Raw genomic sequence first — 23,547 nt, forward strand, 5'->3', positions numbered from 1 at the left:
GCGATCCAGCACCTTGCGGGCATGAAGGACAGCAAAACCATCATCGCCATCAACAAGGACGACGACGCCCCGATCTTCCAGGTCGCCGACATCGGTTTGGTCGGCGACCTGTTCACGCTCGTCCCGGAACTGACCGGCAAGCTCTGAGCCCGCCGCATACAAACAAAAGGCCTCGCGGAAACGCGGGGCCTTTTGCGTTTCAGCGCAACGCCAGAGTCAGGCACTGGCTGAAATCGTCCAGTACATAGTCCGCAAACGGCCCGCAGTTGGCGAAACCATGCTTGCGATACAGTCCCAGCGCGGGTTCGAACGCTGGCCCGCGTCCGGTCTCAAGGCTCACGCGCGCATACCCCCGCGACTGCGCCACGCCGAGCAGGTGAAGCAAAACCGCCTCGCCCACGCCCTTGCCCAGCCACCCATCGGCCACGCGCATCGACTTCAATTCGCCATGCCGCGCGTCCAGTTCGCGGATCGCGCCCATCCCGGCCAGCGCGTCGTCCGTCCACGCCGAATAGAACGTCACCCCCGGTTGCCGCAGCAGCTCGACCGGTAGTGCGTGCACCTTGCAGGCGGGCGAATTGGCATGCATCCCTGACAGATGCCGCGCGACTAATTCGCGGATGGGCTCTCCTGCAAGATCGTCCTCGATGATCGTCAGCTTCACAATCAATTCCCCCCGGAATGCTTGTCCGCCCGCCGCTTGCCAAAGCGCATGCCCATCTCCAGTCGCGCCCGCAACTGGGCGTAATAGGCCTCAAGGAACGCGCGCTCGTCCCCCGATCCGGCAACCCAGTCGATCTTGCGGCAGATCGTCGCGGCCACGTCCTGCATCGCTTCGGCACGGTTTTCGCGCAAAACGCGCTCAAGCACCTGCAGTTCGAACTCGCCATAGACCGCAAGATCGGCATCGCCGAACCGATAGGTCGCACCGGTCACCTGCGAGTGTCCGCGCGCCGCGCCCGCGACCGACAGCGCCTGTTCCAGCTTGCGCTTGGGTGCCTCGACCACCCAAGTGCCTGCGATGATATCGCCACAGCGCAACCGGTCGCGGTTGAAGAACGGGAACAGCACGAAGATCAGGAACCACGCGAGGCCTGCCCAACTCGCCATGTCGGTGTCGCCGCCATCGGCCCATGCCGAGAAGAAGAAGATCAGCGGCATGAACAGTTCGATGTCGCGCACCAGATTGCGCGCGATCACCGCCTCGGTCGTGAGCCGCGCGCCGCCCGCGCTGCCCGACCGCGCGGCAACGCGAATCCCGGTCATGCGCTTGCCCGGCGTCGCCCCGCGCGGTCCGAGTTCGAAGTAGAGGAACCAGGCATTGCGGAACAGGAACATCGCCACGAACCACAGCACGACGATCGCCTGAATCGCGCGACCGGCTGCCGTTTCCTCGCTGCGGTCGAGGTTGATGCCGACCTTCTGCGCGATCGTGATCAATATCAGCGTCAGCCCAACGATCGCACCCGTGATCAGCGCAAGGTCGATGAACAGCGCCGCCGCGCGTGCCCCGCGCGAGGCGAGCAGGAACTGCAGCGGCACGCCTTCGGGGGTCACGATCACGCGCCTGCGCTTCGCCTCATGATCGAGGATCGCGCGTGCCTGCGACCGGCTTTCCTGGTTGCGACGAAAGGGCAATGCCAGCGCCATCAGCCGAGCCTCCGACGCAGGAACGCGAAGAAGTACCCTGTCCACAATACCAGCATGAAGCCGCCGACGATCAACCGCGAAGGCGTCGAATCGACAAGTTGCCGCGCAAAGCCTTCAAGCAACGCGGCAACGATGAGCATCAGCACGACGCCGGTCATGACCTGCGCCGAACGCCGTCCGGCGGCCGCTGCGGCATCGAGCACCGAGGCATTGCCGGGAAAGGCCATCGCCCGCCCGATGTGGATCCCCGATGCGCCTGCCAGCAGGATCGCAAAAAGCTCGGTCGTCCCGTGGATCGAGAGCCAGCCGACGAAATCGAGCAGCAGCCCTTGCCCATGATAGAGCCACAGCATCGCGCCCAGAAGCGCAGTGTTCTGGATCAGCAGCAGCATCGTCGGCAGCCCGAAGGCAAAGCCGAGCGCGAAGCACAGGATAGAGACTTGCGCGTTGTTGCTGAACAGGGCAGCGGCGAACACGCTCATCCCCTCCTGTCCCTGATTGCCGAACAGCGTGCCGCGCAGCACCTCGCGGCTCGCGCCGGGCACGCGTTGATCGGCAAAGCCGCTTCCGACGAGTGCGTAGTACCATTCAGGATTCGACGCGACGAGCAGCCAGCCGACCGCCGTGCCCGCGATCATCAGGGCCAGCGCCACTGCAAGGTCAATGCCGAGCCCGCGCACCGACGCGCTCCATTCGCCGCCGAGAAATCGTTTGAACCACGACCACAACGACGCGCGCGGACCATAGACGAGGAACCACGCGCGTTGGGTCAAGGCCTCGAGATAGCCGACCAGCGCGGCATCGAGCGAGGTCTCGCGCGCGATCGACAGGCTGGACGCGGCGGTGCGGTAGAGCACGGGCAGGGCGAGCAGGTCTTCGTCTGACAGCTTTCGCACGCGGCCCTGTTCCATGCGCTTGACGATGGCTTCGAGCCGCTTCCATTCGGGCTCCCGCCCCAGCCGGAACCGGTCGGAGCGCAGCGCGGCCTGTTCCGCCGCCACCGCCTGTTCGGGAGCCTTGGCGAACCAGCCGCCAACGGTCCGCGCGATGCCTGTCGTGACGGCGTTCATCCAATCCTCCCGTCACGCTTGATCGCGAGGTAAGCGTCGAGCAGCCGCGTGCCGATCTTGTCATGCGGCGCTTCGAGCACGCGAACGCCCAGATGGCGCAGGCGTTGCAGCACCAGCGCGCGCTGGCGGGTGAGCGATGTGGCAGTCACTGCCTCTGCGACGGCCTGCATTCCATCGACCGGGGCGCTGACGATCCGCGCAAGATCGGCATCGTTCATCACCACGAACAGCACCAGATGGCGCTCGACCAGCCGCCCGACGTTCTCGATCATCAGTTCGGCGCTGGTCGGGTCGGTGAAGTCGGAAAACAGCACGATCAATGAACGACGCTGCAGCCGCGCGGCCAGAGTAGACAGCGCGAGCGTGAAGTTCGGCTCGCCCGGATGGTAATCCAACCCCGCCGCCGCACGTTGCAAGCGCGCGAAGTCGCGGCTCGACGTGACGAAGGGCGTTGCGACTTCTGGCCGCGAGGCAAAGCCGAACAGCGCGACGCGATCCTGCGCCTTGAGCGCGACATAGGCCGTTGTCAGCGCGGCGGTTACGGCGCGGTCGATGCGCGGCAAGCCCTCGATCGGTTCGCACATCGCCTGTCCGCAATCGAAGGCGAAGACGATCTGGTTGTTGCGCTCGACCTCGTATTCCTTGGCGAACAGGCGTCCGTGGCGGGCAGAGCTTTTCCAGTCGATCCGCCGGCGGTCCATGCCTGGCTGATATTCGGCCAGCGCCTCGAAGTCGGTGCCTTCACCCCGGATGCGCCGCGCGATCATGCCGAACTGGGCGTCGCGCATGAAGATCTGTAGTGCGGGGCTGCGGATCGGCGCGATGTTGGGCCAGACCCTGACAATATCGTTCAGCGCACGGCTGGCCTGACGATGGGCAAGCCCCAAAGGCCCGTCCCAGCGCAGCCACATGCGCCGCACCGCGCCGGTCCCGCGCCCGGAGGGCGAGAGCATCGCCGAGCCGCTCCACGCCCCATCGGCCGGGGCCAGTGCCAATGTCACGCGTCCGCCGGGGGCGAGGCGCGGGTCGCATTCGAGCGCTGCTTGCGGATGGGCACGAGGTCCGGTGCGGGCAAGGTCTGCCAGCACGATCAGCGGGACGTCCTCACCGACTTCCGCATCGGCAGGGACGATCACGCGCAAGTCGGTCAGCGACCCTGCAAACAGCCCGTCGAGCACGACCAGCACCAGCAGCGCGCCGCCCAGTGCAGGTGCCGCGATCCATGCGCCGGGCGCAGCGGCTGCCAGGACCAACGCCAGCGGGGCAAGCGCCGCAACCAGCAGCACCGCGCGCGCCGTGGGGAGCAGCGCGGGGTAACCGGTCAGGGCGCTGCGCCAGTTCAACGCGGTGCTTCCGTGCCTTCGACAAGGCTCGCCACGATTGCTTCGACCTGCTTGCCCTCGATCTCGGCAGCCGGGCTGAGCAGCAGGCGGTGGCGCAAGACGGCGGTGGCGAGCGCTTTCACATCGTCGGGTATGACATAGCCGCGCCCGTCGAGCGCGGCCCGTGCCCTCGCAGCGCCTGCCAGCAGCACGGCGGCGCGGGGCGATGCGCCCGATACCAGATCGCCGGTCTCGCGCGTCGCCCGCACCAGCCTGACGACGTAATCGACGATCGATTCGGCCAGCGTTACCGAAGCGACGGCCTCGCTGGCGCGGGCGAGCTCGGCATGGCCGGTGACCGCTGCGATGCCCATGTCGGCGGGCCGTGGCGCTCCCCGGCCTTCGCCGTAGCGCGTGACGATCCGCGCCTCTTCGGCGGCGGAGGGATAGTCGACCAGCAGCTTGAACAGGAACCGGTCGAGCTGCGCTTCGGGCAGGGGATAGACGCCCTGACTCTCGATCGGGTTCTGCGTGGCGATGACCATGAAGCGGTCGGACAGGGCGTGCGCCTCGCCGTCGAGCGTCACGCGGCGCTCCTGCATGGCTTCGAGCAGCGCGGCCTGCGTTTTGGGCGGGGTGCGGTTGATTTCGTCGGCGAGCACCAGTTCGTGGAAAATCGGCCCGCGCGTCAGGGTGAACTGGCTGGTCTGGAAGTTGAACAGATTGGACCCCAGAATATCGCCCGGCATCAGGTCGGGCGTGAACTGGATGCGCCCGAAATCCAGTCCCAGCGATGCAGCAAGGCATTGCGCCAGAAACGTCTTGGCAGTGCCCGGCGGGCCTTCGAGCAGGACATGGCCGCCCGCGAACAGCGCGACCAGCAAGTGATCGAGCACCTCGGTCTGTCCGACGACGGCCTTGCCCACTTCGCCGCGAATCTTCGCCGCCAGCGCGCCAAGGTCCTCAAGGGTCATTTCGCTCACGTCAGGTCCTTTTCGATTTCCCGGATCACGGCGGCGCGCCGGGTCAGGTCATGGGGTTTGCGGCTGCTGCGCAGATGCGCGGCAGCGGCGGAAAAGCGAGGCCCTGCAAGCCCACGACGATCTTGCGCGGCATCGATCAGGCGCTCGGTCGCCTCGGGCGTCTGCCCGCGCGGTAGACCGAGCGCGAGCGCCAGCCGCTCGCGCGTCGCATCGGCATAGGGCGCGGCGATAAGGTGGACGCGGCCCGCACGCTGGATCAGCCCCGCCGCGTTGCCAACCAGCGCCGCCTTGCCGTGCGCGATGTCCGGACCGCTTTGCAGAGTCGGGCCGAAGCGATGCAGCGCGCGCCATGCCACTGCCAGCGCGGCCAGCAAGAGGCATATCGTCGCAGCCAGGAAAGGCGGCTCGAACGCCAGCGTCAGCAGGTTGCGGCCTGCCCCGAAGCCGTTGAAGGTCATGTCGAAGGCGATGGGCTGCGCATTGTCGTCGGCAGTTGCCAGCACCAGATCATGTGCCAGCAGCGCGGTCGCCTTGTCGGCCAAGCCCCAGTTGTCCAGCAGGTCGGGTTCGAACACCAGCACCACCGGGTACAAGTCTTCGTCCTCGCCACCATAGCCGGGGTCGATTCCTGCCAGCGCGTTCAGTTCGGGATAGTATCCGTCATCCTCCATCCATGCGGCGAGGATCTTGCCGTTTGCGGCGTTGACGATCGGGACCAGCCCCTTGCCCGATCCGCTTTCGACAAAGCGGTCGTCGGGGAGCCTTCCGCGTCGACCTTCGCTCAATCGCCACCCGCCAGTGGTCGAGCCCTTGTTGGCCCCGATTTCGACGCTGACATTGTCGGCGAACCCCGGCCAATTGGGAGTCGCCGTGCTTTGCACATCGACCCAGCCGCGCTTGGCCTTCTGCGCTCTTGAGGGAACCGCGAACCATTTTGGCGCAACCACGATCGTCGGCCCGATATAGCGCCGCGCCTCGACGACTTTGGCAATCTCCTTGCCCTTCGCCTCGGCGGGCGGAGTCAGGATCAGCAGACCGGGCTGCGTCTCAAGCGCACGGCGGTTGCGCTGGCGGACGACATCGAATCCCTGATTTTCCAGCATCTTGGCAAGACCGGCATAGCCGTTCAATCCGTGCCCCCCGACATGCGCCCCGCCGTTGTTGCCGCTCCCCCCGGTGTTGTTGCCCAGGAACCAGAGCAGCGCGACGAACGCCAGCGCGCCGGTCAGCAGCATCCCGATTACGGTCCCGCGCGAGAAGGGCGAAGCCGCGCTCACGCCGCCTCGATCCGTTGCAATGCGAACCGGGCATAAGCCTCGCGTGCCTTAGTCCAGTCAGTGGCATCGAGCGCGCGCAGCGCATAGCGGGCGCGCTCGACAAGACCCGCGATCTGCCCGAACGCGCTGCGCGCCTCAGCCGGAAGCGCCTGGTTCACGCCGATTTCCCGCGCCGTGCTGGACGGGGTCAACCAGTCGGGCCGCGCGCGGGCGATCTGCCCGATGCTCCGCTGCAGCAGCAGATGCGCCGCCTCGTCATAGCGACCCTGCAGCGCCAGCGCGTCGGCGTCCTCGAGCAAGGCCAGCGCATCCTCGCGCGCAGGAGCCCAGTCGGGCGAGGCGGCGTCGACCCGGTTGCGCCGCGCCAGCCACAATGGCCAGAGCAGCGACCACGCGATCCATGCCACGCCGATGATCGCTCCCAAAAGCAGCGCCTGTTCGATCCAGCTCCACCCGCTGCCGAGAAGTTTGCCGACCGGCGACAGCAGCCATTCCAGCCAGCGCCCGATCGCCGCCAGCCAGTCGGGCGTAACCGGTGCAGGATCGGGAGGAACCGGCGCGAACTGGACATCGCCCGCATCGCGCATCGCGCGCCATGCCGCCTCAGCTGCTGCCGCGTCGCTCGTTGCCGGATTTGCCGCTGCAGTTGCCGTCACGCCGACCTTGGTTGCACGCTCGCCCCGCGCGGGCAAGGGCTACTGTCCCCGGATACGCTCCATCGGGTATGTCCCCAGCATCCGCAGGCGCTTGGCATAGTAGCGCAATTCCTCGAACGCGCGGTCGACCGCCGGATCGCCCGGTGCACCAACGATATCGGCGAAGAACTCGGTCGCGGCGAAGCTCGCCCCGCGCTGGTAGCTTTCGAGCTTGGTCATGTTGACGCCGTTGGTGGCAAAGCCGCCCAGCGCCTTGTAAAGCGCGGCAGGGATGTTGCGCACTTCGAACACGAACGTGGTCATCGCAGCCCGCGTGATCGCCGCAGGGTCGAGCGGGGTCTGCGCCAGAATGACGAATCGGGTGGTGTTGTCGTGCGCGTCCTCGACGTTGTCGGCGATGACCTTGAGCCCGTACAACTCGGCAGCGATGCGTGGAGCCAGCGCGGCAACGGTCGGGTCGCCGAGTTCCGCCACATAGGCCGCAGCGCCCGCCGTGTCGGCATAGCTCAGCGGCACGATGCCGCGCTCACGCAGATAGAATCGCGACTGGCCCAGTGCCTGCGGATGGCTGTAGGCGGCGGTGAATGGTCCATCGCCCAGCGCCATCAGGCTGGCATGAATATCCAGAAAGTGCTCGCCCACGATCGACAACCCGCTTTCGGGCAGGAGGAAGTGGATATCGGCGACGCGGCCATTCTGCGAATTTTCGATCGGGATGATGGCACAGCCAGCGCGGCCTTCCTTTACCGCGTCGAGCGCGTCCTCGAACGAGAAGCACGGCAGCGGGAGGCAATCGGGCATAGTCTCCAGCGCGGCGCGGTGGGAATTGGCCCCCGGCGCGCCCTGGAACGAGACCGCGCGCGCCGGATCTGCGGCGGCGGCGGCGGCCATCTGCTCGACCAAGACGAGCGCGGGTGCGGGATAGCTCTGCATGATCTGCGCGCGATTAGGACCCCATCGCAACGGCGGCAAGAGCGATTGCCGATTTGGGCATCAAACTATCTTGCGCTGGGGCGGGGTGCTGACTAGAGCGTGCCGCAACTCGCGCGGGGGCCGGCAGGGTGTCGGCGTGCGCCATTGGGGTTCGTAGATGGACGACCGTTTCAACACCATTGCCGGATGGACCTTGTTCGGTGGCATCGTGGCTCTGGGCCTTTCGAGCCTTTCGGCGCATTATTACCTCGCCGACAAGGAGCATCGCCCGGAAACGATGGGCTATGCGATCGAGGGCGTCGAGGAAGAAGGCGGCGCTGGCGCTGCGGCTGAATTGCCCCTGCCGAATCTGCTCGCGGCTGGCGACGTCAAGGCTGGTGAGGCGATTTTTGCCAAGTGCAAGGCGTGCCATACTGCTGACCAGGGCGCTGCCAACGGCATCGGACCGAATCTCTACAAGGTCGTTGGCGAAGGCGTTGCCGAAGGCCGCGCTGGCTTTGCCTTCTCCGATGCGCTCAAGTCCAAGGGCGGAACCTGGGATTTCGCCAGCCTCGATACCTGGCTGAAGGATCCCAAGGCTTACGCGCCGGGCACCAAGATGTCGTTCGCAGGTCTGCCCAAGGCGCAGGATCGCGCCAACGTGATTCTCTATCTCAACTCGCTCGGCTCGAATCTGCCGCTGCCTGCGCCGGTCGCGGTTCCTGCCGCAGGCGCTGCACCTGCAGCAGTTGCCGTCGTCGGCGATGCGACCAAGGGCGAGGCGGTCTTCGCCAAGTGCAAGGCCTGCCACACGATCGATCAGGGCGGCGCCAACGGCATCGGCCCGAACCTGTTTGCCGTCGCCGGTGAGAAGGTCGCAGGCGATCGCGGCGGCTATGCCTTCTCCGATGCGCTCAAGACCAAAGGCGGCGTCTGGGACGATGCCACGCTCGACGCCTGGCTGCTGAGCCCTGCAAAGTTCGCACCCGGCACAAAGATGACGTTCGCTGGGCTTCCCGACGCACAGCAGCGCGCCGATGTGGTCGCCTACCTCAACACCAAGAAATAAGCGTCTTTCACAGACACATGATGGGCGTCCGGAGCGATCCGGGCGCCCTTTTTGCATGCACTTTCGGGGCATTGTCGGGGCGAACTGCTTCAGGCAGGCTCAAGGCTTCACGATTGGGAGCCCCGACCTTGCGATCAGCCCTTGCCGTCGTCTTCATCCTGACCGCCAGCCCTGCCTTCGCGGCTGGTCCTGCAACTCAGCTCGACGGGGCGTGGACGGTCGACCTCTCGACCGATCCGGCCCAGCCCTACACCAAGCCGATGATATTGGCACTCAAGCCCGACGGGACGGTCACCGGCAGCTTCTATGAAAGCGACATTCAGGCCGGACGGTGGAAGACCGATCGCGACCGCACTTGCGTGAGCTTCCGGACAACAGACGGCGCTGGCCCATACCATACGGCGGCGTGCCTTGTCGGGGACCGAGTCGAGGGGCAGACCTGGGCCGCACACCGCAACTTCCTGTTCAATTGGAACGCGACGCGCGCTGCGCCCTGATCACTCGGCCTCGTTGCGGCCCTTGAAGCCCTGCGCGATCACGTACCACTCGGACGAATCCTTGCGGCTGGACGGCGGCTTGGCATGCTTCACCGAGGTGAAGTTCTTCTTCAGGATGTTCAGCAAATCGGCATCGGTGCCTCCCGCGAAGACTTTGGCGACGAATGCGCCGCCCGGTGCCAGCGTGGTGATCGCGAAGTCGACCGCAGCTTCGACCAGTCCCATCGTGCGCAAGTGATCGGTCTGCTTGTGGCCCACGGTGTTGGCGGCCATGTCCGAGACGACAAGGTCCGGCGCGCCGTCGAGAGCGCCGAGCAGCGCGTTGGGCGCCTCGTCGATCATGAAGTCCATTTCGAGGATCGTGACACCCTCAATCGGTTCGGTCGGCAGCAGATCGATCCCGACGATCGCCGCGCCCGGAGCTTTCTTGCGCACGACTTGCGCCCACCCGCCGGGTGCAATGCCAAGATCGACCACGCGCTTGGCGCTGCGCAACAGGCTGAAGCGCTCGTCCAATTCGATCAGCTTGAACGCGGCACGGCTGCGCCACCCCTCGGCACGAGCCTGCTTGACGTAGGGATCGTTGATCTGGCGTGACAGCCAGCGCGATGACGACGCGGTGCGTTTCTTGGCGCTGCGCAAGCGCTCGCCCGGGTCCTTGCCTGAGCGGCTCATGCAGCAGTCCTTTGTTGGGCTGACTTGGGAGATGCCCCGCCAGCCATAAGGCTGCGCAGGATGCCCTCGCGGATGCCGCGATCGGCGATGCCAAGCCGGTCGGCCGGCCAGATCTCGAGTATCGATTCCAGGATAGCGCAGCCGGCCACCACCAGATCGGAACGCTCGCGTCCGATGCAGGGCAGGGCGATACGCTCTGCCGGGGTCATCTTCGACAAGCGTTCGCTGATGGCGCGCATCGATTCGGCCGGTACGACCAATCCATCGACCGCGCGCCTGTCGTACTGCGGGAGTTCGAGGTGGAGGCTGGCCAGCGTGGTCACCGTGCCGCTTGTGCCGAGCAGGCGAATGCGCCCGGCACCGGTTGCAGCGTCGCGCATTGACGCCACGCGCTCGGCGAAATCGGCGAAACCTTCGTCGACGCGGCGGCGCATTTCGGCATAGGCGATGGCCCGCGCTTGCGGCGTGTCGTCGATCGCGCCGACGCTTTCGGTCAGCGAAACGACGCCCCACGGAGCCGACTGCCAGTCGATGATGCGCGGCACGGTGTCGCCGGTTTCGACCAGCACCATTTCGGTCGAACCGCCGCCGATGTCGAAGATCATCGCTGGACCCTCGCCCTGTTCGAGCAGGATGTGGCAGCCCAGGACGGCAAGGCGTGCCTCTTCCTGCGCGGTGATGATGTTCAGGCGGATTCCGGTCTCGTCATAGACGCGGTCGATGAACTGCGCCCCGTTGGTCGCGCGGCGGCAGGCTTCGGTTGCGACCGAGCGCGCCAGATGGACGTTGCGCTTGCGCAGCTTGTCGGCGCAGACATGCAGCGCCGCGAGCGCGCGGTCCATCGCCTCCTGCGAGAGGTATCCGGTCTGTGCGAGACCTTCGCCCAGCCGAACGACGCGGCTGAACGCATCGATCACCACGAAATGCTCGCCCGAAGGCCGCGCGATCAGCAGGCGGCAGTTGTTGGTGCCAAGGTCGATCGCGGCATAGGCCTGCCGGTGGTGCGGCAGCGGTTTCTGCCAGATCGCCGGGCGTTCGCTGGTGGCGGGGGCGGCAGGCTCAGACTCTGTCTCGGGAAGGACGGGCGCCGTTGAGAGATCCCCAACATCGGCAAGCGTCGCTGGTCCGGCCAAAGGCGTTGGCGCAATTGGGCTGATCCTGCCGGGAGACTTGCCGGCGATCTTGCCGTGATGCGGCCGGGATTTGCGCTTTCCCTTCTTCTTGCCGGATCGCACGCCATGCCTGTTGGCCGGCGGATGGTTCTCCGCCATAATCGAATTCGCTTATGTTTTCCCGTGCCGCCTGATGCCTGCCGGGTACTTGGCACCAACGCTAGCGATGCCGGGCCTTTCCCGCAAGGGCGACCCCCAAAAATGCGCTGCCCGCCGCTTGACTCGGGCAAGGTCGCCGCCTAATTGCGCGCACTCATTGCCCCGTCGTCTAATGGTAAGACACCGGTTTCTGATACCGTTTATCGAGGTTCGAGTCCTCGCGGGGCATCCATCACCACAGAGCTAACGATCTGATTTGACGGGCTTTTCCTGCGCCTTGTCTTTTGGCGTTCCCTCATGCGCTCCCACAATGCCTGTTGCGCAAGTTCGATCGCGTCAAACTGCCCGGCCGACATCGAAGCGCGCGGAATGCCGGTAAGCTGCTTTGAGTCTCGCGCCCGATTTCGCACCCGAAACCCGCACGAAACTGCCGTTTTTCAAATAGCGAAGGCGTCTGCGTAGCAGCGGTTGGAGTTTGAGTCTGAGGGATAATTACGGGGGATGACAAGCATAGGCCCGTAGTCGGTTGACGGCCCGACCTTGACGCTCTCCATTACCGACACAGCCCGACTCACAGGCTGCAGCTAAGGGGCGATGACGTGGCACTGATCAAATGCGGCGAATGCAGTCGAGACATTTCCGACCAAGCTACAAGCTGCCCAGGCTGTGGTGCCCCGGTGGTAGTGAGTGAGAGCACCGCAAGGGCACCTGACCGGCTGGCGCTGAGCGATGGCAAGTTCATCGCTACTCGAGAGATGATGGCCGCGCTTGGCCGATCTGCCGTCCATGCCTGCAAGTACCGTGTGGATAGCGCGGACGATGCTGCCGGGACACTCACCTTCACCACGGGCGTCACGATGGGCTCTTGGACAGGTGTAAGCGGTACAATCATCTATCGCGAGGCATCGCCATACCTGTTCGAGGTCATCGGCTCGGCAAAGCAGAACGTCAAAGGTGGGCAGGTTGTCGCGCTGGATCTGTTCGGCGAGGCAAAGGGCAAGGTCGACAATGTGATAGCCGAGATGCGGCGCCAAGCCAGTGCAGGCGATGTCGCGCCCGTCTCTGCCGAAAGCAGCGCCGCCACAGGGTGCGCGGTCCTATTGTTCGGCCTCGCCTTCGTACCAGCCGCGCTGGTGGTCGGGCACTTCGTCTAACGCCCAAAAATCGCGGGTCCTACCTACGACATTCCCGGACCCTAAGCGCTGAAGGACCGCAAATTTGGCGTCACGCACCAATTTTTGGCATCGCAAGAGTTTGAAGTTTCACTCGACTGCATATTCGGACTTCGAACTCTCGCAATGCTAAAACTTGGGCTGTGATGCTATGCAAGGCTCGCTTGATCACCTTGCAATGCATAGTAAAGCGCGATCGATGCCGAACGCCGCCGCCCCGCCACCCCATCAAAAATCGCAATTGGCAACTGGCTTGAGCCTAACAACGAATCTAGCCTCTTGTTCACTTTCTCGCGCGCTTCGTGATCTAATCGTCCTGCGCTCGCGAGGAAGCGGGCTGCATTGACGAACCGTTCAAGCGGACCTTCGCAGTCAATCCACATGCGTACTGCCTCGACTGCTGAATTATCGCGCTGAAGCCGTTCGTAGACTGCGAGGTTTGCCGACTCGGGGCGATCCCAGCGGTTGAAACTGGTTCGACTAAAGCTGCCGTCCAATAACTCGACCAACTCAGTCGTTGGCGATACACCCGCGCCTATGAGTAAAGCCGACGCCCATTCTTGGTCCTGTACCCCGATGTCGAGTAGTGAGCGCCTCGGCTTGAACGTGCGCAATCGATCAGGAGCATAAATGGCAACCAGGCATGCGTCCTGAACAGTGCGACTATGTTCAAGCCGGGTCACTAAATGCTCTGTTATGGTGTCGTGATCGGGAAATTGTTCCCGCAGCAATTGCGCTATCAACAATTGGTGCTCGTCGGCGCTGTGGCGGGTTGGCTTCATCTCCAAGCTCTTGAGACAAGCATTCAGCAGCGCGTCAGTGCTTGGCCGAAGCTGCGCATAAGCGCGTAGCGCGTCGACGCTGGCGCCTTCGTCACCACGCTCAAACAAGTCCAGAAACGCTCGTTGCGCCTCGACCGAACGCCAAGGGGCCGCCGCAAGGACGTCGAGAAGGCCTCCCCCGTTGGCGAATTTATCAACTCGCTCAGGCAGCGTGGAACCGAAAACCTTTTCTAGCTGCCCCCAATGCTCGCACAAGAACGAGTGGAGTGATGGTGTATCGTTATGCCATTCGCCAAACACCAGCCGCAAAGGCTCGCCGCGATCCCATTCATCGCGAACCGCGTCTAGTCTATTGATCGCCAGCAGACCAACAAGCGCGGCAGCCCGCTTCACGACGTGTTCTGGACCAACAGACTTCATGTCGGCTACGAGAGCCAAAACCGATTCATCGATCTCCCGCCCGGGCAAATGCCTATAGTTGCCGATACTCAAACGGATTTTGAGTTCGGGATCGCTCTCACGGTCGTACCAAGCGAGTATCCTAGCCATGGGTGGACTTCCGGGATCGCTGATCGCAGTTTCAGCCAGAACCGATCTCAGCTCGACAGGAAGCGGGGCCGCAGCACCGAGTATTTTGGACCGCAACTGGTGATCGTCTTGAAAACCTAGGGCAAGACCTTGGTAAGTAGGGTCAACCGAATCGATGTCCTCAAGCGCGAGGGTGCGCACGTCGGGATGTCGGGAGAATGATGTAAAAAGGTTGCAAGTAACGGAAAAGATGCCCCTTGAGTGCTTGCCTGACCGAAGGAGAATCTCCACAGCCTTCTCGTCTCGCCCGTCGCAGCCAGCATGCGCCAACCCTTTTGCGAGAATATCTTTGCGAGCGTCGTCACGCGAACCCAGGTCCAGCAATCTCTCTCGGCTAGCTACTTGATCGAGAAGAATTTCTGGAATTAGGCTAAGTAGATGGATGCAGCGCGCGTCGTCAGCGACCGCCGCCCGCAAATTGTTTGCAACAGTATCGTCGCCAAGGCCCCACCCCTTGAGTAGGCATCTCGCTGTCCAATAGAGCGTAAAACCGGAACCGGTCCGTAGATCTTCTAGAAGTGCCGACTTGAGGCGTTCATCGGCCACGCTCGAGACGACCAAGAGCAACTCATTGCCGTGATATTCGCGGTTTTTGTCTACGAGCCAGTAGGCGACAACCGCCTGACGGAGAACCGCATCAAATTCGGCGAACTTACAGAGGCCCTCGTTGCGGTGCCGCACAAGAACTAGCGGAAAGTCACGTTCGAACTCATGCTTGAGCCACTTCCTGATGCGGTCGTCGGCCGGAGAACATGCAAGAAGATAACGTGTGGAGTCCTCGGGATCCCAACTGTCCCTGTCCGGACCGCCGTTAACGGCTCTAAGAGCGCTTGTCACCAATGTCTCGTCGTCTGCCCAATACCGACCGAGAAGCTCGCTCGCCACGCTTTGATCATGGTAATCAACGCTCTGGGAGAAATGCTGCCATTTATGCAGGCTGTCTCGAAAGTGGGGCCGCAGATCGCCGATCGCAGCTTGCCGTGCAATTCCCGCGAGACCCAAGCTCGGATCGATCGACAGCGCGGCTTCCTCGAATATTTCGTCAAGCCCTCGCAGCTCTGGCCAGCCGAGGCGAAGCGCTTCAAGCATCGACCCAGCGACATTGAGCCGCTGAGTTTTCCCGAGACCGAAGTGCAAACGCTCGCCAACACTCCTGTCGCCAGCATAGACCTTAGCAAGCGCGGCTGCTGCGGCGTATTGGGTGCCGCGATCGTCATCGTGTAGGCCCAGCCAAAGCGTCTCGAGAAGATCCGGCGCTTGACGCCATGTGCCCAAGGCATCGAAAATGGTGCGCCGCCAGGTGGACCGGCTCGGACTCCACGCTTCGAGCTTGCGTCCGACAATCGGGCCGAGATTGGGATCGTCAAGTGCGCCCAAGGCCGAACTAAGTGCATCCCGCCGCGCGACCAGCCAGTCCCCAGTCTCAATCGTGCTGAACCCGACCTCGATGAGCGCACCTGCCGCAGCCGGAGAACGGTTCGGTGCGGTGAATGCGGCCTCAACCAGCAGACCTGCTGCCTGCATCATCGCCAGCGGTTCGCGAACTTGGGCTTGGATGGCCGCGAGCAAAGCCTCAAATTCGTCGCGCCGAGCCGTGCTCGCAAGCAGCATTACGATGACATTTCGCCAGCGAGGATCGCCTGCTCTCGCAGCAGTGAATTCTTGGGCTTTTGAGAATGGCCAACTTTGAAGGTGCTCGGCGGTCAGAAACTCCTCAAAGCTTGCGTGTGCGAAGCCGATCTCGCCCGGCGCCTTTTCTACAATCAGGCCCTGAAGTTCCGAGTTCACCGCAAGAATCTCTGTGGCGGCGGAGCTTGCTCGGTCTAATGCTAGGCTGAAGCCGTCTACGAGATACTCGCGGATAATGCGCCGCGCCTGAACTAGTGCGAACCCTGCATCGCCCGCTTCGGAGCGAATGTTGAACGCTAAGCAAGCCAACGCTGCTCGGCGTTGCTCCGGATCGCGCGCATGCTCGAATCTCCCGCGCTGGTCAAAGGCGGCGGTCGCTCGTTTCTGCGGATGTTGCTCGAGGAGCAAGTCGATGAGCTGGCGATAGGCCTCAATCTTGCTGCGCGGCAGAATGCGATCACGCAGCGCGAGCGTGATCAGCCCCACTAGAAGGAGCGGCACCTCAGCGAGAGTCGACAGAGCTCCATCGCGCGAAAGGTCGGAAGTAAAGCGTGCCAACCGGCTCGTTGCATCTGTGCTCCCGTCGCGCTCTGGGGCGAAACGTCCAAACCAGCAACTCGCAAGCGCTCGCTGTTGCTGCGGCGAGAACGGCGCCAACACGGCCGATCTCCAAGTTGCCGGGACCGAACCAAGCTTCTCAAAGCCGCGAGGTCTGGCGGTCATCAGCACGGGCACGTCATGTGCGCTTGCAAAAGTCAGAAGCAGTTGCAGCGTTGTCCGGGCCGCCTGCTCATCGGCCCATTCGTCGAGCCCATCGATCAGAAGAACCACGCGTCTCTCGTCCACCGCTCGGTCAACAAGGTCGACAAGGCTGTCGCCCGTCAGGAGCGGTTTGAGGCTTCGACGTACGATCTCTTTTAGGCCAACCCGCGCGCCATCAGCGGCAACTTCGCGCGACCATCGCGCAAATGGAATGTGAAGCGGGAGCTTATCGCCCCATCGGCTAGCCAGCTCAGGAAAGCGATCTTGTGTTCCCAAGAGGTCGAGCGCGAAGCACCGCAGCAAGGTGCTCTTGCCCGAACCAGCGTCGCCGAGGATGACGATTCTCTCTCCATGCCTGCTCCATTCGCGAAACGGCACGCGCCGCCTGTCTAGAGCGCGCTTGGTGCTCCGCAGGAAGTCACCTTTGCTAGGGTCCCCACTGATGGGCGCCATAGCCCGAGAGACTGGCGGCCCCTCCCCTGGATCGGCGGAGCGGAGTTCGGCAACTACGACGTCAGGTAGGAGAAAACGTTCGCCGATCGAAATCGGTGAGCGCTCATCCACATCATGAATGCTTGAATAAGTTCCAGGGTCGATGAAATGAAAATGGCTGTCGTAGACTTTGCCTAGTTGCGCTCGGACGCGGGCGAATGCCACACCGTCGAGCCGTTGGCCGAGTGAGTTAGCGACGTCCGGTCCGAGGAAAGCCTCGACCCAAACGCGACCAAAGAAATCGTCCACGAGTGTGGCGTGGCTGCGCAATTCGTCGGAAAGCTCTTCACTACCTAAGACCCGAAGATTGACCCCAGCGGCCTTGAGCCGCCGCGTCTGCACTTCGATTTCGTCCTGAAAACCAGCGTCAGCAGTGCTCGATTGCAGGGCAAGCGTCAGCGAGATCGAATGTTTAGCCCATTTCCCCTTAAGAAAAAGTCCGACCGAGCTCCGCAGGTTTGTGGCCGAGAATTTTGCGCGTCGTTTCGCCTGCCAACAGTGATAGGTGCCGCCCGGCGAACGCGCGTAGATGTCAATGCCATCCTGCGCCTGACCGCTCCGCCCGTAGCGTGCCGCGTGTTCGACGCTCCCGAGCGTCAGCACGAGACGGTGACACAACCGCTCGAAATTCTCCCAAGTGAGGTCGCCAAAGGGAAGAAGTTGCATGCGCGTGACGACCGGCGGCGGAACGGGCTGGTCATTTGGAGGAGAGAATAATCCGTCGATCGTTTGAGTAGCCATGTCAGCTTTCAGCTATTGCGCAATTGCGCGCCTCTGTCACTCGATAGAAAATGACAGGTCTTCATTCCCAGATGAGGTCGGTCAGTTGGAAAAGTCGGTCGGTTGGAAAAGATAGAAGCGGCCGATTTTCGTTGTTCTGTGCCGAGGATTTTAGCGGCAGTTGCGCTTATAATAACGCACAGTCATCGCTCGATCGGCCCGCATGACACGTCGTGGCTGCTGCACTCACTGCAGCGCAGGCGGGCGCTGACGAACATCATGTCGGTGCTGCGGCGTTGTTCGTGGCGCTGCCTGGATAGTACACCAGCATCGATGCGCCCGACGTGACGACAGGCGCAGCAGGTCACCTGCAGGTCAAATCCGTGCCGCCGATAGTCGCTGATCTTGTCGAGACGCTTGGTTCCCATGCGCGAACGCGGTATTAGATGAGACAAAAAGCCTCCCGGCGGCTTCAAAATCAGCTGCAAGGTCTTCGATTTCGTCCGAGACCATTTTAAGAAATAACCGAATGAACATCGAAGGAGAGCACTGTGAATGTAGTGATCTGGGAGAAGGCTGCCCAGGATGCGCAGCCGCGGGAGTTAATTGAAGCGCAGGTGCAGGTCTGCCCGCGCATTGGTGAAGACATGCTTCTGCTCGTCCAAGGGGACCAGTTTGTTGCCTCTGTGATCGCTGTTGTGCACGGTATCGGTGATGGTGAGCTAAACGACCCTACCACCCGGATAGTCGTGCGTCGCAAAGACGGCTAAATCCGTGGGTCACAAACGTATATTGGTCTCAAATTTTTGTGTTGTTCGTCACTGACCTTAGCTCGAATGCCAAGTACGGGGAGAATGCGACCCGAAGGGCGTGGAGACACGCTCTCAACTTCACCCCGCCCGCGCTAGTCGCTGGCGGGGGTTTTTGTGGCTGGTGGTGAGCAGTTCAGGATTGCGGGCGTCATTGTCAGGGCGAGGTGACCGCAAGCAGTGTGGCGAACTAGTCACCTACGAGAACGGATCGTGAATCATTTCCACGAGTTTGGTTAACCGAACCTTTCGCGCGCGCGTATTTCCGGCTAAAACACGAAGTCCCGCCAATCACTCGGATAGGCGGGACTTTGCTACCAAGGGCCGGCAAGCCCTCGACCTCATGCAAGGCGTCGTATGAATCAAGTTGACGACGCGGTCAAGGCTTGTCGGGCTATTGAGATAAGGAAAATCTTATATGGCCACTGAAGATTACATGCCTGCCGTCGACATCGACAAGTTTCTCAACAAGGTCCGTCGCCAGCGCGAGGCTGCCAACGCGACCGCCGCCCAGATCGAAATGGAGCTCGTACGATTTGACGGCGAGAATGCCGCCATCGAGTTCAACGTGGACTGGTCTGAGGAAACGGTCTGGGCGACCCAAAGGCAGATGGCTGACTTGTTTGGCAAAGATGCCAACACCATCGGGGAGCACATTGGCAATCTGTTAAGCACAGGTGAGTTTGAGTCGGCGGCAACTACCCGGAAATTCCGGGTAGTTCGATTGGAAGGGGGCCGCCAAGTTAGTCGTGACATCGAGCACTACAACCTTGATGTGATCCTCACGGTCGGGTACCGTGTGAACGGCGATAAGGCCGCGTCCTTCCGGAAATGGGCAAACGGGGTCCTCAAAAGCTATCTGCTCAAGGGCTACGCGCTAAACGAACCCCACCTTCGCGAAAATCCGCAGGCCCTGCGCGATCTAGCGGCGCAGGTGCGGGCCTTGCGCAGCGAAGAGATCACCATCTACCAGGCTGTCAGGGACTGTTTCAAAGTCGCGGCGTCGGACTACGATAAGGACTCTTCGCATGTCCGGACGTTCTACGCGACGCTGCAGGATAAATTCCTCTTCGCGATTACCGAGAAGACGGCGTCGCAACTGATCCTCGGCAGAGCAGATGCACGCAAACCAAACATGGGCGTGATCGGTGCAAAGGGCATGTTCCCCACGCTACAAGAGGCGAAAACCGGCAAGAGCTATCTCGCCCGGGACGAACTTTACGTCCTGCACATCCTTTGCGAGCAGTTCCTGCTCTATGCGGAAAGCAAGGCGATCAGAGGTAAGTCGATGACAATGGCTGATCTCGCCCAAAAGCTGGACCAACTGCTTACGACGCACGAATATCCGGTGTTTGAAGGCTATGGGCGAGACTATCTCAAGGACCGCGCGATGCAGCACGCAAAGACGGAATGGGATCGGCTGCAAGTGCTGATCAAGAGTGGAGAGCACCTTCCTGCGGCGGCTGCGTAAGCGGTACGCGTGAAGTTGAGGGCTGCGCCCGCGCAGCCCTCAGGCGTCGCTCAAACCTTGCGAAATCATGGCTATCACGGCGCGTTCAACCCTAACGCCCACTCCCGCGCCGCGATCAGGCGCGCGGTGTTCGTCGTGCAGATCGCGAGATCACCCTCACTCACTCCCACCAGCTCGGCCGCTCCACCGGGTCCGTTAGCACATTGGGCGCTGTCACCCGTGGCGCCGGTTCCAGGCTCGCTGCGTGGACGTGAGATGATCCGCAGAGCAGGACATCAAGAAATCGAGGTGGTTTAGCCACGGTTAACAAATTATTGCCATGGCAGAGTCAGCCCGGAATTATAGGGGCAGAATGGAGTTCACATGGACAATGCCGTATTAGTTTCCTTGCGCATTTTGGTCAGCACTCTCGCCGAGAGCAAAGCGCTCGACGAAGCATCTTTGGCGTCGATCAGAACTGCTTTTCGAGAAGCGGGGGCCTCATTTTATGAACGAGGCGATGACGAGGGTGGCAGGGATCTTGTTGATCTGTCCCTGTGGACATTTGGCGCGCTCAGGCGGGTAAGAGCCGCTGGTTGAGCCAGTTATTTAAGGATATTCAGTCGCCCAGAGCGTCAGCCCACGCCCGGACACCAGCCAGTTTCGCGCGGCAATCGCCCCATGCATCGCGCATCCTGAGCACGTAATCGAGCATCATGGCATCGGTTCGCCTTGCCGGGCACGGCCCGTGCTGGTGTATGACGAGCGGGACCATTGGCCATCTGATGCAATGAACCTCCTTGCCATGGCCGGCGGAGAGAGGATTTCCTTCACGCGAGCATCCGAGGGAAAATTGCTAGCGGCGTAGCTAGGCCTTCCCACTTCTATGCTCGCTGTTCCGTTGACGGCTGTAACGCTATGCTTCGTTAGCCCCCTATTCGAGCCTGTGGTTCGCGTTATCCCCTATTTCGGCTCTCATGCCGATGCAGTCGTGCTCCAAGGAGCAACGCAACCTCGCCGCTCCGATGGTCGCCGGCATGACACAGGCCTGATCCGGCACCCGTCCATGTCCTACTTCCGCGAAACCTGCTTGGCAACGGGCTGGGATCGAGGATCGCTAGCACACGAACTGCCGAGTTGGTCAGGGCGAGCTTACATGCGGCATGCTTGCGGCGACTGATTTCGAAGACTGCTCGCAGACTATAGTGGACTGGAAAGCCGCGACCGAACCTCCCCATCGCCCCCTTCAGCAAAATCAGCCGGTTGCAGTAAACTTCTGCTTGGCCACGGTTGGTTGTGATGCAGGCGGGTCGAAGTTGCCAGACTCACAGTAGCTCAGGATATTTTCGGTTGCAGTTCTTCGAGTCTGCATTCCGCGCATTGGCGGAAATCTGCCGTTTCTGGACAATCGAACGTGTCGGCATATCAGCGGCGATAAAGAGAGTTCTTCGAGTTCGGGCAGTCCTGTGGACACGTGGGCTAGGGTCGGTTGACCCGCTCCTGTCCACACTTTGCTGAGGGCCGCGGAAAAAAGTGCGGTGCCGCGCATTTGGCTCTTGATCGCCCCCGATTGCAGGGAGTCGCTGCATTGCATAGCTGGATACTAGAAGACGAAGCGAATCGGACGTGCGACGAGTGGAGTCTAATTCCGCGCTGCTGCCCTCTTGTGTCTCCAACAGGTTGAGGCACTATAGGTAGTGGTTGGGCTTGAGGGGAACCTCTAAGCCTTATCAGAAAGGCCGGGGGTGCAACCCCGGCCAATCCCGACACACCACTGCACTCGAAGGCGGTGGAACTCGATGCTTTGTTGAAGCCCATGCAATTTGCATGTGGTTGGCTATCGGGTCAAGCGGCCTTCGGGTGTTTCCTTCTGCGGAGACACTACCATGATGACCCATACTAAGCCGGAAAGCCCGGAGATCCTGCCGTTTACCTCCTACTTCGTTGCAGTCGATCTGAGCCGTACGGAGCACGATCTGCGCCCGATCATGGATTGCTTGAGCCATTTCCCGGACTTGTTGAAGGTCCAAGCCAGCGCTTGGATTGTCTCGGTCCTTTGCAGCGCGGAGGAATTATTCGCCACGCTGCAGGCTGCGTTACCAGAGGGCGGTCGGTTATGGATGAGTGAAACCGCTGGCGCGTGCGGCTGGATCGCTGGCGACTATCGCACTGCTCTGCAAATCAGGTCCCGCGTGCGGATCTGACGGGTTATGCGCCGGTCGGCACAGGTCGGCCGGCCCATAGCATGCGATCCGTTTTGAGGGGCAGGAGGCATAGGAGGGCGGTCTAGGCCATGGTGCCACGTCGAGGCCCCGCCTTGCGCCTGCCTGCGATGTCTGGCTGGCATGGCGGGGACGTCGCAGGGAAAACTGCGGGTCCTACCTACGACATTCCCGGACCCTAAGCGCTGAAGGACCACAAATTTGGCGTAATTCCCCAATTTTTGGCATGGCATAAGTTCGGAGTCAGAGTTTGCCGGGCGCAAAAAAGCCCCCGCAAGCCGAAACCTGCGGGGGCAGTCTTTCCCCGGAGAAAAGCCATTAACGACGGGGAAAACTTTACCTGGTGGGCGGAGAGATCTGACTCAGGCGGCGGAATGGAAGCGCCGCGCCCTTGTTGGCGAGTTGGGAGAGAACAGCGTCAATGTCGTCGGGAACCGGCACAGCATGCCCCATCAAAAGCCGCCCATCGAAAATACCGGCAACCGCTGCGCTTGCCGCTCGCTCTTCGAGCCTGCCAGCCCCGGCTGTAAACGAGAGCGCTGCCAATGCTGCGTACGCTTCTGTGATCCGGGCTGCGGCATCCTGCGCTTCGTCCTGCAAAGCCGCTACGAGAGGTGCGGCGAGCGAACGGACACGCTCGAGCGCCTGTTGCCTGATCGCAGGCAACTTCTGCTCTTCGGCCCGGACGCGCTCCCTCAATTCTCGAATTCCCGAGTAGAGCCCCTTGCGTTCCTCCCTCAAATCATCCTCTTTGCGGGTGTTGGCGGAAACCTCCCGCGCCGGGATCTCGGCCAAGAGCGCATTGGCAATCGCTGCGCCCTGCAATTCGGGGTGCCTGAGTTCCGACTGCTCGGCATCGATCTCGCCACAGCGATGTTGCGCGGCCCCTATTGCCTGGTTGAGGCGTGCGATCTCCGCTTCAATCAAACGGATTGCCTCGTTTTCCGGGGTGAGGTCGAGCGACTGAAGGTCGGCCGAAACCGTGGCGAGGGCATTGCTCAAATCGGTCATGTCGATTTCCTGTCTCAGATGATGCGGGGCGATGCGTAGGCCTTGGCCCAACGTGCATCGATTTCGGCTCGGGCCTCCGCACTCGGCTGTGCGCATTTAGCGGCAACGTCCCGGTCGAGCGGCAGACTGCCCAGTTCCTTCACGATCGCTTGCGCGCTGAAGCCGTGGGGCGAAGACAGAAGGGTCGCACACACCCGCTCCCGGCCTCGTGACTTGTCGGACGCAAACACGGTCGCGGCGCGGGCTCGTTCCTGCGCAACAGCGGTCGCAACTGCCCGGTCAAGGTCGGCCTTTGTGACCTGGGGAGCGCGAACGATGGGCGGGGATGCTTGGGCCGGTGCCGACACACGCCTTGCGGGAGTAGCGGCTGCAGGGCGAGGGCTTGCGGTCCCGGCAGAAAGCTTACCCCCTTTGCGGGCATAGAAAGCGGCGAGGCGGGATGAGCCGGTTCCGTCAAATCGGCTCAGGTCTTCTTCAATCTGATATGGCATAGTCATTTCCTTGTCGTTCGAGAGGTTGGGCACAAAT

22 protein-coding genes, 1 tRNA gene and 1 pseudogene are annotated in these 23,547 nt (G+C 62.3%); 9 read left to right on the forward strand and 15 right to left on the reverse strand.

From position 1 onward, the window contains the following. Nucleotides 1–147: pseudogene (locus tag GGQ88_RS17170) on the forward strand (electron transfer flavoprotein subunit alpha/FixB family protein); the annotation flags it as partial. 52 nt (nucleotides 148–199) lie between these two features. On the opposite strand, the gene GGQ88_RS17175 reads toward GGQ88_RS17170, so the two are convergent. Genes GGQ88_RS17175 through GGQ88_RS17210 form a run of 8 tightly spaced genes read right to left on the reverse strand, consistent with a single transcriptional unit; the run spans nucleotide 200 to nucleotide 7,891 of the window. Further along, entirely contained in the window at nucleotides 200–670 is a 471-nt protein-coding gene (locus GGQ88_RS17175) for a GNAT family N-acetyltransferase (protein ID WP_246386226.1), read from the reverse strand. After that, nucleotides 667–1,650, reverse strand: a complete 984-nt coding sequence (locus GGQ88_RS17180; protein ID WP_183614688.1) for an RDD family protein — start codon at nucleotides 1,648–1,650, stop codon at nucleotides 667–669. The genes GGQ88_RS17175 and GGQ88_RS17180 overlap by 4 nt, the downstream gene beginning before the upstream one ends. Then, nucleotides 1,650–2,720 (reverse strand): stage II sporulation protein M, encoded by a 1,071-nt coding sequence (locus GGQ88_RS17185; RefSeq protein WP_183614689.1) that lies wholly within the window; start codon nucleotides 2,718–2,720, stop codon nucleotides 1,650–1,652. Before GGQ88_RS17185 ends, GGQ88_RS17180 begins: the two co-directional genes overlap by 1 nt. Then, entirely contained in the window at nucleotides 2,717–4,063 is a 1,347-nt protein-coding gene (locus tag GGQ88_RS17190) for a DUF58 domain-containing protein (protein WP_246386228.1), read from the reverse strand. The genes GGQ88_RS17185 and GGQ88_RS17190 overlap by 4 nt, the downstream gene beginning before the upstream one ends. Continuing rightward, a complete protein-coding gene (locus tag GGQ88_RS17195) occupies nucleotides 4,060–5,016 on the reverse strand; it encodes an AAA family ATPase (RefSeq protein WP_183614772.1) in 957 nt (318 codons plus the stop codon). Before GGQ88_RS17195 ends, GGQ88_RS17190 begins: the two co-directional genes overlap by 4 nt. Before the next feature lie 5 nt (nucleotides 5,017–5,021). Then, nucleotides 5,022–6,302 (reverse strand): DUF4350 domain-containing protein, encoded by a 1,281-nt coding sequence (locus GGQ88_RS17200; protein WP_221214746.1) that lies wholly within the window; start codon nucleotides 6,300–6,302, stop codon nucleotides 5,022–5,024. After that, a complete protein-coding gene (locus GGQ88_RS17205) occupies nucleotides 6,299–6,958 on the reverse strand; it encodes a DUF4129 domain-containing protein (protein WP_343057263.1) in 660 nt (219 codons plus the stop codon). The genes GGQ88_RS17200 and GGQ88_RS17205 overlap by 4 nt, the downstream gene beginning before the upstream one ends. A 39-nt stretch (nucleotides 6,959–6,997) precedes the next feature. After that, on the reverse strand, nucleotides 6,998–7,891 hold the full coding sequence (locus GGQ88_RS17210) for a prephenate dehydratase (protein ID WP_183614691.1): 894 nt from the start codon (nucleotides 7,889–7,891) through the stop codon (nucleotides 6,998–7,000). 157 nt (nucleotides 7,892–8,048) lie between these two features. Here GGQ88_RS17210 and GGQ88_RS21830 point away from each other — a divergent pair, with 157 nt between their 5' ends. Both GGQ88_RS21830 and GGQ88_RS17220 read left to right on the forward strand, forming a co-directional pair. Then, nucleotides 8,049–8,939, forward strand: coding sequence for a c-type cytochrome (locus GGQ88_RS21830; RefSeq protein ID WP_183614693.1), 891 nt, complete (start codon nucleotides 8,049–8,051; stop codon nucleotides 8,937–8,939). A 128-nt stretch (nucleotides 8,940–9,067) separates the two neighbouring features. Continuing rightward, nucleotides 9,068–9,436, forward strand: a complete 369-nt coding sequence (locus GGQ88_RS17220; protein WP_183614695.1) for a cytochrome c-type biogenesis protein — start codon at nucleotides 9,068–9,070, stop codon at nucleotides 9,434–9,436. Here GGQ88_RS17220 and GGQ88_RS17225 read toward each other — a convergent pair whose 3' ends face one another. Together GGQ88_RS17225 and GGQ88_RS17230 are read right to left on the reverse strand one after the other, a co-directional pair. Further along, on the reverse strand, nucleotides 9,437–10,111 hold the full coding sequence (locus GGQ88_RS17225) for an RlmE family RNA methyltransferase (RefSeq protein WP_183614697.1): 675 nt from the start codon (nucleotides 10,109–10,111) through the stop codon (nucleotides 9,437–9,439). Beyond that, the gene (locus GGQ88_RS17230) at nucleotides 10,108–11,382 is read right to left on the reverse strand and encodes a Ppx/GppA phosphatase family protein (RefSeq protein WP_183614699.1); all 1,275 of its coding nucleotides are present in this window, start codon (nucleotides 11,380–11,382) and stop codon (nucleotides 10,108–10,110) included. The genes GGQ88_RS17225 and GGQ88_RS17230 overlap by 4 nt, the downstream gene beginning before the upstream one ends. Nucleotides 11,383–11,540: 158 nt before the next feature. On the opposite strand from GGQ88_RS17230, the gene GGQ88_RS17235 reads away from it, so the two are divergent. Both GGQ88_RS17235 and GGQ88_RS17240 read left to right on the forward strand, forming a co-directional pair. Continuing rightward, nucleotides 11,541–11,614, forward strand: a tRNA-Gln gene (locus GGQ88_RS17235). Nucleotides 11,615–12,065: 451 nt separating this feature from the next. Further along, nucleotides 12,066–12,536, forward strand: a complete 471-nt coding sequence (locus GGQ88_RS17240; RefSeq protein WP_183614701.1) for a hypothetical protein — start codon at nucleotides 12,066–12,068, stop codon at nucleotides 12,534–12,536. A 167-nt stretch (nucleotides 12,537–12,703) separates the two neighbouring features. On the opposite strand, the gene GGQ88_RS17245 is transcribed toward GGQ88_RS17240, so the two are convergent. Both GGQ88_RS17245 and GGQ88_RS17250 read right to left on the reverse strand, forming a co-directional pair. Continuing rightward, nucleotides 12,704–17,548, reverse strand: coding sequence for an NACHT domain-containing protein (locus tag GGQ88_RS17245; RefSeq protein ID WP_183614703.1), 4,845 nt, complete (start codon nucleotides 17,546–17,548; stop codon nucleotides 12,704–12,706). Nucleotides 17,549–17,730: 182 nt separating this feature from the next. Continuing rightward, nucleotides 17,731–17,955: a hypothetical protein gene (locus GGQ88_RS17250; protein WP_183614705.1), complete on the reverse strand. Its 225-nt coding sequence runs from the start codon at nucleotides 17,953–17,955 to the stop codon at nucleotides 17,731–17,733. Between the two features lie 123 nt (nucleotides 17,956–18,078). On the opposite strand from GGQ88_RS17250, the gene GGQ88_RS17255 reads away from it, so the two are divergent. The 3 genes from GGQ88_RS17255 to GGQ88_RS17265 all read left to right on the forward strand — a co-directional run bounded on the left by GGQ88_RS17255 (nucleotide 18,079) and on the right by GGQ88_RS17265 (nucleotide 20,386). Beyond that, a complete protein-coding gene (locus GGQ88_RS17255; RefSeq protein ID WP_183614707.1) occupies nucleotides 18,079–18,297 on the forward strand; it encodes a hypothetical protein in 219 nt (72 codons plus the stop codon). Between the two features lie 457 nt (nucleotides 18,298–18,754). Then, complete coding sequence (rhuM, locus tag GGQ88_RS17260; protein WP_183614708.1) at nucleotides 18,755–19,807, forward strand: RhuM family protein; 1,053 nt, start codon at nucleotides 18,755–18,757, stop codon at nucleotides 19,805–19,807. A 363-nt stretch (nucleotides 19,808–20,170) separates the two neighbouring features. Beyond that, complete coding sequence (locus GGQ88_RS17265; RefSeq protein WP_183614709.1) at nucleotides 20,171–20,386, forward strand: hypothetical protein; 216 nt, start codon at nucleotides 20,171–20,173, stop codon at nucleotides 20,384–20,386. Nucleotides 20,387–20,405: 19 nt separating this feature from the next. On the opposite strand, the gene GGQ88_RS17270 is transcribed toward GGQ88_RS17265, so the two are convergent. Then, nucleotides 20,406–20,561, reverse strand: coding sequence for a hypothetical protein (locus GGQ88_RS17270; RefSeq protein WP_183614711.1), 156 nt, complete (start codon nucleotides 20,559–20,561; stop codon nucleotides 20,406–20,408). 1,111 nt (nucleotides 20,562–21,672) lie between these two features. On the opposite strand from GGQ88_RS17270, the gene GGQ88_RS17275 reads away from it, so the two are divergent. After that, complete coding sequence (locus tag GGQ88_RS17275) at nucleotides 21,673–21,990, forward strand: hypothetical protein (RefSeq protein WP_183614712.1); 318 nt, start codon at nucleotides 21,673–21,675, stop codon at nucleotides 21,988–21,990. 354 nt (nucleotides 21,991–22,344) lie between these two features. On the opposite strand, the gene GGQ88_RS17280 is transcribed toward GGQ88_RS17275, so the two are convergent. Both GGQ88_RS17280 and GGQ88_RS17285 read right to left on the reverse strand, forming a co-directional pair. Continuing rightward, complete coding sequence (locus tag GGQ88_RS17280; protein ID WP_183614714.1) at nucleotides 22,345–23,019, reverse strand: hypothetical protein; 675 nt, start codon at nucleotides 23,017–23,019, stop codon at nucleotides 22,345–22,347. Between the two features lie 14 nt (nucleotides 23,020–23,033). Beyond that, nucleotides 23,034–23,510 (reverse strand): hypothetical protein, encoded by a 477-nt coding sequence (locus GGQ88_RS17285; RefSeq protein WP_183614715.1) that lies wholly within the window; start codon nucleotides 23,508–23,510, stop codon nucleotides 23,034–23,036. Between the last annotated feature and the right edge of the window lie 37 nt (nucleotides 23,511–23,547).

The organism is Novosphingobium hassiacum (genome assembly GCF_014196055.1).
In the GTDB taxonomy this organism is placed as follows: domain Bacteria; phylum Pseudomonadota; class Alphaproteobacteria; order Sphingomonadales; family Sphingomonadaceae; genus Novosphingobium; species Novosphingobium hassiacum.